The following is a 9,646-nucleotide window of genomic DNA, read 5'->3' as shown; positions in this document are numbered from 1 at the left end:
GTTTCGGGGACGGGCCGGACCCGGACGGACCAACCCGCCCGGGTCGCTTCAGCCCCGGATCACTTCAGCCAGGGCGACGACTGCCACAGCGACTTCAGCTCGGTGTCGAGCTGCTTCAGTTCCGCCGCGAAGGCGTCGGGGCCGAGGACGCGCAGCGGCTGGAAGGTTTCCTTGGCCTCGGCCTTCGCCACGAACTCGGGATCGGTCGCGGCCTTGGTGACGGCGTCCACCAGCTTGGCGCGGACGTCGGCGGGCAGGCCCTTCGGCGCGCAGACGCCGCGCAGCGAGGCCATCAGCACCGGGTAGCCCTGCTCTGCGAAGGTCGGGATGTCCGGGGCGGCCTTCCAGCGCTCCTTGCTCATCACGCCCAGCACGCGGATCTGGTCGGAGGCCTGGCCGCGCAGCCCTTCGCCCAGGTTCTGGCCGCTGATCTGGATCTTCTTGGCGAGCATCGCCTTGTAGTTGGCGGCGGAGCCGGAGAAGGGCACGTGGGTGAACTGCACGCCCGCCTGGCGCTGCACCAGCAGCATGGCGAGCTGGTCGTCCGAGCCCACGCCGGTGGTGCCGACGGTGACGGTGTTCGGGTTGGCCTTGGCGTGCTCCACGACGTCCTTCAGCGTTTTGAAGGTGCTGTCGCCGGGAACGCTCCACACGCCCGGATCGTCGACGACGTTGACCAGCGCGTCCAGCCGGTCCGCCGAGAAGCGGGCCTGACGCTCGATCGGGATCGACACCATGTTCGGCGTGTTGCAGAAGCCGATGGAGTAGCCGTCCGGCGCGGCGTCGGCGATGGCCGCGAAGCCGATCTCGCCGCCGGCGCCCGGCTTGTTCACCACTTCGATCCGGGTGCCGCCCAGATGCTTCTCGATGAAGGGAGCCAGCAGGCGCGCGGTCACGTCGGTCGAACCGCCGGCGTCGTAGGCGACGACCACGGTGATCGGCTTCTCGGGATAGGCGGCCTGGGCCGTCGACAGAGCGGTCGTCGACATGGCCAGCGCCAGGGTTCCGGTCGCCAGCGCCAGGAACTTGCTGCGAATGATCATCTGGATGCCCTTCTTTCCTGCGTTATTGCGGAAGACCCCCTTGGCCGCGGACGCGGTGGGGTCCCGGGAGATCCCGCCCGTCCCGATGCGGACACAGGCTGGGCCTCCTTTTCTGAAATTCTCGTAAAGATCGATGGTCATTGATTTTGACAGCATTGAAATACCGGATCACGAAGGGCGGAAATATCCATCCTGTCCTTGATCAGGATGGATGCATACTTCGGTATGTCTGTCTTCGTGGATCGCCGATCCCGTCACCGACGCGGCGGCGAAGTTCGGTCGTCTTTCGCGCGAAAAAGAGCAGCTCATAGACCCAACGCTGTCAAATCAACCCGATGAAAGCGGTCGTGTCGCTTCAAGGTGGAAGATACAGGGTCTCTATTCGTGTATCAATCGTGCTGGGCGGATTGGAGCATCCGAAATCACGACGATTTTCGACGAATGCTTTCTATCTGGCGTGGTTTCTTGGAGTTCCGCGCGATCGGGAATGCGTGATGGGCGTCAAATGGACGCATAATGGAAACAGCCTGCGTCGAAATGACCGCGTCAGCCCATCGCCACCATGAAGGCGACGGAAATCGAGATCGGGGACATCAGGGTGGACAGCAGCAGCGACATCGACACCAGCTCCCGCCCCGTCTGATAGCGCTCGGCGAAGGCGTAGACGTTGACGCCGATGGGCAGCGCCGCCGCGGTCACGGCGGGGGCCAGCCAGTCCGGCGGCAGGGGGAAGACCTCAACCGCCAGCACCCAGGTCAGCACCGGGTGCAGGACCGTCTTCATCACCGCCAGGACCAGCGCCTGACCGAACTTGCCCGACAGCTTCCCGAAGGACAGCGAGGTGCCCAGCGTGAAGCAGGCGCAGGGCAGAACGGTGGCCGCGGCGTAGTCCGCCGCCTTCATGACCGCGTCCGGCACATGGACGCCGCTCAGGTTGAAGCCCATGCCGACGACGATCGACAGGATCATCGGGCTGAGCAGGGTCGCCTTGACGGCGTTGACCGCGGCGACGACCGGCCGCCCGCCCGCCGTCCGCTGCGCCTCGGCGATCATCGTCGCCGTGGTGAAGAGGAGCGGCGACTGGAACAGGATCAGCAGCATCACCGGGATGGCCACCGACGATCCGTAGGCGTCCATCAGGATCGGCGCGCCGAGCAGGCCGATGGAGGAGAAGGAGGGAGCGAAGCCGCCGATCGCCGCCTCGTCCCGCCGCCGGATGGACAGCATCCAGGCGGCGCCCAGCCCGAAGATGATGAAGGCCGCGACGAAGAAGGCCGCCACGAAGCCCCATTCGATGGGATCGGGGATCTTGGCCTTGGCCATCGCCGCGAACAGCAGCGCCGGCAGGGCGTAGATGCCGAGAAAGCGCGACAGCCCCTGAGCCGCCGTGTTGCTGAAATTGCCCGATTTCCCGGCGTAGAAGCCGAGCGCGACCAGGACGAACATCGGCAGCACGATTTGAAAGATGAGCGTCATGGCGGCGGAAACCGGTCTTGGGGCGGCTCGAAGGGCTGTGCGGGTCGCCGGCTCGCGTGGTCCGGCGGATGCCGGGGCTCAGCGCAGGGTGGGCGTCTCGACGATTTCCGGTTCCGGCACGCCCAGCACCTCCATCAGCGACTTGCCGGCGTCGAGCTGCTGCGACCAGATCTTCTCCTTGGCCATCAGCTCCAGGCAGCGCTTCAGCACCTCGTCCATCACGGCGAGCGGAACCACGGTCACCCCGTCGTCGTCGCCGATGATGAGGTCGCCCGGATTGACCACCATGCCGCCGACGCCGGCCGGGACGTCCATCTTGCCGCCGAAGGCCTTGTGCGGGCCGCGCGGGACCGAGCCCTTGGCGAAGACCGGGAAGCCGATGGTCCGGATTTCCTGGAGGTCGCGGACGGAGCCGTCGATCACCAGACCGCCCAGGCCGCGCGACTTGCAGCCGCGGACCACCCATTCGCCGGCCAGCGCCACCTCTTCCAGGCCGGCGCCGGCGACCACCACCACCTCGCCCGGCTCGGCCAGGCTGCAGGCGGTCAGCAGCATGCTGTTGTCGCCCGGCATCGACACGGCGGTGCGGGCCTGCCCGCAGATGCGCATGCCCGGCGCGCAGGGCTTGATCCGGGCGTCCATGCTCTGGCAGCGGTTCTGCACGTCGGACGCGATGCTGCTGGGGACCGTCTTCCAGATCTCCAGCATGTCCGGGGACAGGCGCGGAAAATTCACGATGTAGCGTTGCATAGCCATGGGAATGACCTCTCGTCGTCTGGACTGATTGCCGTCTTGGCTGGGCGTGTCGTCTGGGCTGTACGAAGCGGGGCTTGGAAGCGCGACCAGCGGCACCGCCGGTCGCAGCGCGACGACAACGGAGCCGGTGACGATCAGGCGGGGGAGGGCCGGTGTTGCCGGAGCGGCGGACGCCGGCCGGACAGGAGCATCCTATCCGGGAAAATCACGGGCTCGGCCCGTCCGACGCAACCGGACCATCCATGGTGCATACAACCCTAACCGGATAGAAATTCTAATTGTTTCTCATTTGAAGCTTATATCGTCCGGGGGTCATACGCAAGTAGGTTGCCAATAAGTATATTTGTTCACGCTTTCATACGAGTCATGTGCGCAAAGAATGACCTACGATGGCATGCTTTTTGGTGCCGAATCGCGCCTATCGGTTGCGCTGTTTGGCGGCGCGCCCTGTATGGCTGCGTTGATTCGGCGGCGGGAGCATTGGGAGGGAGATGGCGGTTGCGGAATCGCAACGCGCGGAGAACGGGCACAGCCGGAAGGGCAAAACGAAAAAGGCCGGCACCCGAAGGTCCAGCCTTTCCATTCACTGTCCTGCTTCCCGCCTGGAGGATCATCGCCTCCGTCGGGAGAATGGAGCGGGCGAAGGGATTCGAACCCTCGACCCCAACCTTGGCAAGGTTGTGCTCTACCCCTGAGCTACGCCCGCGCTCCGTTTCGCTGCCGTTCGGACCCCTGTGTCGGTGCCGTCCGGCGGCGTGCGGCGGACTATACTCATGGATCGGCGCAATGCAAGCGTCATGTTTCACTTTTCTCGGGCGCCCGAACAGATTTTCCCGGACGAATGTTGCCGGCGCCGCTAAAGATGGCTTCATGGACACCCGCGACACCCCCGAGGGCAGGGCCGAGGAGCCGCTGCCGACGAGCCCGGAGCAGCTCCTGGAGCATCTCGCGGCGCTCGGCATCCGCACCGTGACCCACCGCCACCCGCCGCTGCACACGGTGGAGGAGAGCAAGGCGCTGCGCGGCGCTCTGCCCGGCGGCCATTGCAAGAACCTGTTCCTGAAGGACAAGAAGGAGCAGCATTGGCTGGTCGTCGCGCTGGAGGACGCGCGGGTCGAGTTGAACCGCTTCGACAAGGTGATCGGGTCGGCGCGGCTGTCCTTCGCCTCCGCCGACCGGCTGTGGCGGCATCTCGGCGTGCGGCCCGGCTCGGTCACGCCCTTCTCCGTGGTCAACGACCGTGAGCGGCGGGTGAGGGGGGTGCTGCAGGAGCAGATGCTGGCCCACGACCCGCTGAACTACCACCCGCTGCTGAACGACCGCACCACGGCCATCGCCGCCGCGGACCTGCTGCGCTTCCTGCGGGCCGGCGGGCACGAGCCGCTGATCGTGCCCTTCGGCGAGGAGCCGCCGGACTCTCAGCCGACGCTTGCTTAACGCGCCCCGTGCGCTCATCTATCACGCGAGATCGCAAAGGGATACGTGACCGCCATGTTCTCCATTCCGCCCGCCAACAAGCCCGCCGCGGCCGGTGCCGCTCCCGCCGCCGGTGACCTGATCAAGGACAGCAGCGACCGCGCCTTCATGGCCGACGTCATCGAGGCGTCGCAGTCCGTGCCGGTGATCGTCGATTTCTGGGCGCCCTGGTGCGGCCCGTGCAAGCAGCTCGGCCCGATCCTGGAAAAGACGGTGCTGGCCGCGAAGGGCAAGGTGCGGCTGGTCAAGATCGACACCGACAAGGACCCGATGATCGCCTCGCAGCTTCGCGTGCAGTCGATTCCGGCGGTCTACGCCTTCTTCCAGGGGCGTCCGGTGGACGGCTTCATGGGCGCCCTGCCGGAGTCGCAGATCAAGGCCTTCGTGGAGAAGCTGGTGAAGCTGGCCGGCGCCGCGGGCGGCGGCGAGGGCGACATCCTGGAGGAGGCGCTGGCCCAGGCCAAGGAGGCGCTGGAGGCCGGCGACACCCAGACCGCCTCGGAGATCTACGGCGAGATCCTGCAGGCCGATCCGGAGAACCTGAACCCCGTGGCCTACGCCGGGCTGGTCCGCTGCCTGATCGTCAACGACGAGCTGGCCCGCGCCAAGCAGATGCTCGACAAGGTGCCGGAGCCGATCGCCAAGGACAAGGAGATCGCCGCGGTGCGCAGCGCGCTGGAGGTCGCCGAGCAGGCCGCCAACGCCGGCCCGATCCCGGAGCTGATGGAGAAGGTCGCCCACAACCAGGACGACCACGAGGCCCGCTTCGACCTCGCGCTCGCGCTGTTCGCCGCCGGCAAGCGCGAGGCCGCGGTGGACGAGCTTCTGGAACTGGTGCGCCGCGACCGTGCCTGGAACGACGAGGCTGCCCGCAAGCAGCTCGTCAAGTTCTTCGAGGCCTTCGGCCCGACCGACCCGCTGACGGTGCAGAGCCGCCGGCGGCTGTCCTCGATCCTGTTCCGCTGATTTCGGCGGGCGGCCGCGAGCCTTTTTCGTTCGCGGCCGCTTCGTTCCCCGTTGCTCTGTTCGTGGGCGCTCTGTTCGCCGTGTCCGGGGGTTCTATATTCGTCGCATGAGCCGGAACCCCATCGACCCGTCACCGGACCGCTTCCCGCGGCAGCTCCCGATCTTCCCGCTCGCGGGGGTTCTGCTGCTGCCGCGCGGGCGCCTGCCGCTGAACATCTTCGAGCCGCGCTACCTCGCGATGGTCGAGGACGCGCTGGCCGGCGACCGCATGATCGGCATGGTCCAGCCGACCGACCCGGCGTGCCGCCTGCGCGAGCCGGCGGTCTACGGCACCGGCTGCGCCGGGCGGATCACCAGCTTCGCCGAGACCGAGGATGGCCGCTACATCATCACCCTGACCGGAGTCAGCCGCTTCGCCATCATGCGGGAGCTGGAGGGCCAGCGCGGCTACCGCCGGGTCGCCGCGGACTGGGACCGCTTCTCCGGCGACCTGATCGACCCGCTGGAGCGCGGCGGGGCCGACGGCTGCGGGCTGGATCGCGCGCGTCTGCTGGCCGGGCTGAAAGGCTATTTCAAGATGCAGGGGCTATCGGTGGACTGGAAGGCCATCGACGGCACGCCGGACGAGCGGCTGGTCACCTCGCTGGCGATGATCTGCCCCTTCTCGCCCAGCGAAAAGCAGGCCCTTCTTGAAACGCCGGACCTGCCGGAGCGCGCGAAGCTCTTGATCGCCCTGGTCGAGATGGCCATTCTCGACGGCCATGAGGGCGACGGCGGCAACGCGCTGCGTCACTGACCGTTTCCTTCGACCGACACTGCACTTTCCGACTGCGAGGCCCGATCCATGAGCGCCCATCCCCACGACGACACGCCCGCCGACGGCAAGACGCAGGCGCGCGTCGATCCGAAGCTTCTGGAAATCCTCGTCTGCCCGCTGACCAAGGGGCCGCTGCGCTACGACGCCGAGCGCGCCGAGCTGATCAGCGACCGCGCCGGGCTCGCCTATCCGATCCGCGACGGCATTCCGATCATGCTGATCGACGAGGCCCGCAGCCTCGACGGGAAGCCGGGGGCCGCCTGATGTCCGACGAGCAATTCGCGTCGGACGCCTTCGGCACCAAGCACTGGCCGGTGGAAGTCCGGCTGAAGAAGGAGGAGAAGCGGCTGGAGGTCGATTTCGACAACGGCCAAACCTTCTCCTACCCGGCGGAGTTCCTGCGCGTCCACAGCCCGAGCGCCGAGGTGCAGGGACACGGTCCCGGCCAGAAGCAGACCGTCTCGGCCCGCCGCCATGTCGGCATCATGAGCCTGGAGGCCATCGGCCATTACGCCCTGCGGATCGTCTTCGACGACCTGCACGACAGCGGCATCTACTCCTGGAAGCTGCTGTACGAGCTGGGCGAGGACCAGGACCGCCTGTGGGCGGAGTATCTGGCGGAGCTGGAGGCCAAGGGCTTGAGCCGCGATCCGCGCGGCCGGCGCTGAGGCGGCGGAAGCGGGGTGCGGCATTCCGCCGAGGCCCCGCTTGTTTCCCTCGCTTGTTTCCATGTGGCCTTTCCAGGCGTTCGGGCGCGGCGTGTTGCGCTTTCATGAAAAGGGCGTAGATAACGGCCCATCGACCGTTCCTCCGCCGCAGGATGACCGCCGTGACCGCGACCGACCCGCCCGGCGCGACCGCCATCCCGACCGCCGCGCCTGACGCCGATTCGCCGTCTGCGGGCGGCGTCGGATTGCCTGTTCCCACCACTCCCGCACCGGACACGGCGCCGGACAACCCGCCGCCAGCGGCGAGCGGCTGGGGCTGGTCGCGCGGCTATGGGCGGCGCGGCAGCGCCTTGCGGCAGAAGCTGGCCGCGCATCTGGCGGCCCGACGCCGCAAGCGGCGGGCCTGGGCGAGGGACATCGCGCGGATCGTCCTGGTGGTGTCGATCATGGCACTGTGTGCGCTGGCCGTGGAGATCGGGCGCAAGGCGGTGGTCGTGCTGAACCGCGCCGACCTGGGTGCTGTTCACCTGTTCGGGGAGCGCGGCTGAAGCGCTTGGTGTTCCCTCTCCCCTCTGGGGAGAGGGTCAGGGTGAGGGGGTTGCGCTTTTGCCGAACTTCCCGCCACGCGCATCCCCCTCACCGGCTCTCAGCGGATGCCAGAGGCATCCGCCTGCCGCCGTCAGCGCTGGCCTCTGGCCAGCGCGAGAGGCCCTTCGGGGCACCCTCTCCCCGGAGGGGAGAGGGCTAAGAATGGCGTGATCTGCTCAGGGCAGGATGACCACGTAGCGTTTCGTCGTGGTCTCCAGCACCTCCCACACGCCGTCGAAGCCGGGTTCCAGCGTGAAGCGGTCGCCGGGGCCGACCAGCCAGCGGCGCCCGTCGGCGTGGCTGATGGCGCTGGTTCCCTCCAGGATCTCGCAATACTCCCACTCGTCGTAGACGATCCGCCAGGAGCCGGGGGTGGAGCGCCAGACCCCGGCGAAGCGCTTGCCGTCCGCCGATTCGTACTCGTTCCAGGTGGTGAAGACCGCGGCGCCGGACAGGACGCGGTCGGCGGCCGGGCCGCCGGTCTCGGGTTCCACGGCGGGGCGGGCGGGGTCGGTCAGCAGGGCGAAGCTCATCACACGTCTCCCATTCACCAGGCGGCGAGAAGCGGCGGCAGGCCGTGCAGGCTGTCGATGCGGCGGTAGTTCTCGGTGGGCGGCTCGGCCACCTCGTGCGCCCAGGTGACGTGGTACGGCACATGGACGGCGTGGCCGCCGACGGCCAGCACGGGCAGGATGTCCGACCGCACGGAATTGCCCACCATGACGAAGCGCGCCGGGTCCACCCCGTGGCGGTCGAGCAGGCGGCGGTAGGTGGCCGGGTCCTTCTCGCTGACGATCTCGATGGCGTCGAAGCGTCCGGCGAGGCCGGAGCGGGCGATCTTGCTTTCCTGGTCGAACAGGTCGCCCTTGGTGACGAGCAGCAGCCGGTAGCGCCCGGCCAGTCCCTCCACCACCTCCTGCACCCCGTCGAGCAGGTCGACCGGGTGTTCCAGCATCGCCTTGCCGAACTCGACGAGGCTCTGGATGTCCCGCCCGCCGATGCGCCCGTCGGTCAGGTCCACCGCCGTCTCGATCATCGACAGGACGAAGCCCTTGATGCCGTAGCCGTAGACGCGGAGGTTCTCGCGCTCGGCCTGCAGCAGCCGCCGGTCGATGTCCGCCGGGTCGGCCAAGTGGTTGGCGAGCAGCGCGCGGAAGCGGTCCTGCGTCATCGAGAACAGGGACTCGTTGTGCCACAGCGTGTCGTCGCCGTCGAAGGCGATGGTGTCGATCATGGGAAGAACTCGGTGTCGGACGACGGTCGGAACCAGAGGTAGGACGCGCCGCGGCGGCTGTCCAGCGCTTCGTTCCGAACCCGGTTTGTTGGTGGTCTGCACAATTTGTGACGCCCAAAAGCTGTGCAATCGTCCATTATTCTTGCATCGGTGATATTCCTACGACAGCTATCGAGAAAGCTCACGGCTCACATACCCACATGGCGGTGGCGGGTTTGCGCGGGATGAGCAATATTCTTTCTCACAAAGCGAGGGCGCGGCGGCTACTTTCGGCAGGCCCCCTCGGGACCTTCAAAGATAGGATGACCACCATGGCAATCGCTCTGCGCACGGCCCCCGCCGGCCGCACCCTGCGCCCTGCTCCGGTGGCGTATGTGCTGGACAGCGTTCTGGACACGTTCGCCCTGTGGCGGCAGCGCACCATCACCCGCCGCGAGCTGGCTCGGCTGGACGACCGGATGCTGCACGACATCGGCATCTCCCAGTTCGACGTCGAAGACGAGATCAGCAAGCCGTTCTGGAAGGCTTGATGCCGCCGTCACGGCTGCGGGAGACCGCAAGGAAAAGGGCCGCCCCTGTGTAAGGGAGCGGCCCTTTTCGCGTTCGGGTCCCGTTTCCGGCG

The 9,646-nt window shown here is 67.4% G+C and carries 12 protein-coding genes and 1 tRNA gene; 7 read left to right on the top strand and 6 right to left on the bottom strand.

The window, feature by feature from the left end:
- Positions 1 to 59: 59 nt before the first annotated feature.
- The 4 genes from GBZ26_RS22485 to GBZ26_RS22470 form a co-directional block, all read right to left on the bottom strand.
- Entirely contained in the window at positions 60 to 1,043 is a 984-nt protein-coding gene (locus GBZ26_RS22485) for a Bug family tripartite tricarboxylate transporter substrate binding protein (RefSeq protein ID WP_038529773.1), read from the bottom strand.
- A 546-nt stretch (positions 1,044 to 1,589) separates the two neighbouring features.
- Complete coding sequence (locus GBZ26_RS22480) at positions 1,590 to 2,519, bottom strand: AEC family transporter (protein ID WP_174440766.1); 930 nt, start codon at positions 2,517 to 2,519, stop codon at positions 1,590 to 1,592.
- Between the two features lie 78 nt (positions 2,520 to 2,597).
- A complete protein-coding gene (locus GBZ26_RS22475; RefSeq protein WP_109072060.1) occupies positions 2,598 to 3,275 on the bottom strand; it encodes an RraA family protein in 678 nt (225 codons plus the stop codon).
- A gap of 631 nt (positions 3,276 to 3,906) precedes the next feature.
- Positions 3,907 to 3,981: transfer RNA gene (locus tag GBZ26_RS22470), tRNA-Gly, on the bottom strand.
- Positions 3,982 to 4,145: 164 nt separating this feature from the next.
- Between GBZ26_RS22470 and GBZ26_RS22465 the strand changes: the two genes are divergently transcribed.
- The 6 genes from GBZ26_RS22465 (at position 4,146) to GBZ26_RS22440 (ending at position 7,750) form a co-directional block, all read left to right on the top strand.
- Positions 4,146 to 4,712, top strand: coding sequence for a prolyl-tRNA synthetase associated domain-containing protein (locus tag GBZ26_RS22465; protein ID WP_174440765.1), 567 nt, complete (start codon positions 4,146 to 4,148; stop codon positions 4,710 to 4,712).
- 54 nt (positions 4,713 to 4,766) lie between these two features.
- Positions 4,767 to 5,717: a thioredoxin family protein gene (locus GBZ26_RS22460; protein ID WP_174440764.1), complete on the top strand. Its 951-nt coding sequence runs from the start codon at positions 4,767 to 4,769 to the stop codon at positions 5,715 to 5,717.
- 106 nt (positions 5,718 to 5,823) lie between these two features.
- Positions 5,824 to 6,513, top strand: a complete 690-nt coding sequence (locus GBZ26_RS22455) for an LON peptidase substrate-binding domain-containing protein (RefSeq protein WP_174440763.1) — start codon at positions 5,824 to 5,826, stop codon at positions 6,511 to 6,513.
- Between the two features lie 48 nt (positions 6,514 to 6,561).
- On the top strand, positions 6,562 to 6,798 hold the full coding sequence (locus GBZ26_RS22450; RefSeq protein WP_014238566.1) for a Trm112 family protein: 237 nt from the start codon (positions 6,562 to 6,564) through the stop codon (positions 6,796 to 6,798).
- Positions 6,798 to 7,202 carry a gamma-butyrobetaine hydroxylase family protein gene (locus GBZ26_RS22445; protein WP_038529747.1) on the top strand — a complete coding sequence of 135 codons (405 nt, stop codon included), beginning with the start codon at positions 6,798 to 6,800 and terminating at the stop codon, positions 7,200 to 7,202. The genes GBZ26_RS22450 and GBZ26_RS22445 overlap by 1 nt, the downstream gene beginning before the upstream one ends.
- Before the next feature lie 161 nt (positions 7,203 to 7,363).
- A complete protein-coding gene (locus GBZ26_RS22440) occupies positions 7,364 to 7,750 on the top strand; it encodes a hypothetical protein (RefSeq protein ID WP_174440762.1) in 387 nt (128 codons plus the stop codon).
- A 216-nt stretch (positions 7,751 to 7,966) separates the two neighbouring features.
- Here the strand turns inward: GBZ26_RS22440 and GBZ26_RS22435 are convergent, their stop codons facing one another.
- Positions 7,967 to 8,323, bottom strand: coding sequence for a cupin domain-containing protein (locus GBZ26_RS22435; RefSeq protein WP_174440761.1), 357 nt, complete (start codon positions 8,321 to 8,323; stop codon positions 7,967 to 7,969).
- A gap of 14 nt (positions 8,324 to 8,337) precedes the next feature.
- Positions 8,338 to 9,024, bottom strand: coding sequence for an HAD family hydrolase (locus GBZ26_RS22430; protein ID WP_014238562.1), 687 nt, complete (start codon positions 9,022 to 9,024; stop codon positions 8,338 to 8,340).
- 311 nt (positions 9,025 to 9,335) lie between these two features.
- On the opposite strand from GBZ26_RS22430, the gene GBZ26_RS22425 reads away from it, so the two are divergent.
- Positions 9,336 to 9,554 carry a DUF1127 domain-containing protein gene (locus GBZ26_RS22425; protein WP_174440760.1) on the top strand — a complete coding sequence of 73 codons (219 nt, stop codon included), beginning with the start codon at positions 9,336 to 9,338 and terminating at the stop codon, positions 9,552 to 9,554.
- Positions 9,555 to 9,646: the final 92 nt, after the last annotated feature.

This window comes from Azospirillum formosense (genome assembly GCF_013340925.1).
Lineage (GTDB): Bacteria > Pseudomonadota > Alphaproteobacteria > Azospirillales > Azospirillaceae > Azospirillum > Azospirillum formosense.
The sequence above is the reverse complement of the archived record's forward strand: the minus strand, read 5'-3'. Positions and strand labels throughout refer to the sequence as shown.

Coding starts and splice junctions, on each gene's coding strand:
- GBZ26_RS22480 (WP_174440766.1), bottom strand. CDS start 2,519: ATGACGCTCATCTTTCAAATCGTGCTGCCGATGTTCGTCCTGGTCGCG.
- GBZ26_RS22425 (WP_174440760.1), top strand. CDS start 9,336: ATGGCAATCGCTCTGCGCACGGCCCCCGCCGGCCGCACCCTGCGCCCT.
- GBZ26_RS22475 (WP_109072060.1), bottom strand. CDS start 3,275: ATGGCTATGCAACGCTACATCGTGAATTTTCCGCGCCTGTCCCCGGAC.
- GBZ26_RS22445 (WP_038529747.1), top strand. CDS start 6,798: ATGTCCGACGAGCAATTCGCGTCGGACGCCTTCGGCACCAAGCACTGG.
- GBZ26_RS22450 (WP_014238566.1), top strand. CDS start 6,562: ATGAGCGCCCATCCCCACGACGACACGCCCGCCGACGGCAAGACGCAG.
- GBZ26_RS22455 (WP_174440763.1), top strand. CDS start 5,824: ATGAGCCGGAACCCCATCGACCCGTCACCGGACCGCTTCCCGCGGCAG.
- GBZ26_RS22430 (WP_014238562.1), bottom strand. CDS start 9,024: ATGATCGACACCATCGCCTTCGACGGCGACGACACGCTGTGGCACAAC.
- GBZ26_RS22435 (WP_174440761.1), bottom strand. CDS start 8,323: ATGAGCTTCGCCCTGCTGACCGACCCCGCCCGCCCCGCCGTGGAACCC.
- GBZ26_RS22460 (WP_174440764.1), top strand. CDS start 4,767: ATGTTCTCCATTCCGCCCGCCAACAAGCCCGCCGCGGCCGGTGCCGCT.
- GBZ26_RS22465 (WP_174440765.1), top strand. CDS start 4,146: ATGGACACCCGCGACACCCCCGAGGGCAGGGCCGAGGAGCCGCTGCCG.
- GBZ26_RS22485 (WP_038529773.1), bottom strand. CDS start 1,043: ATGATCATTCGCAGCAAGTTCCTGGCGCTGGCGACCGGAACCCTGGCG.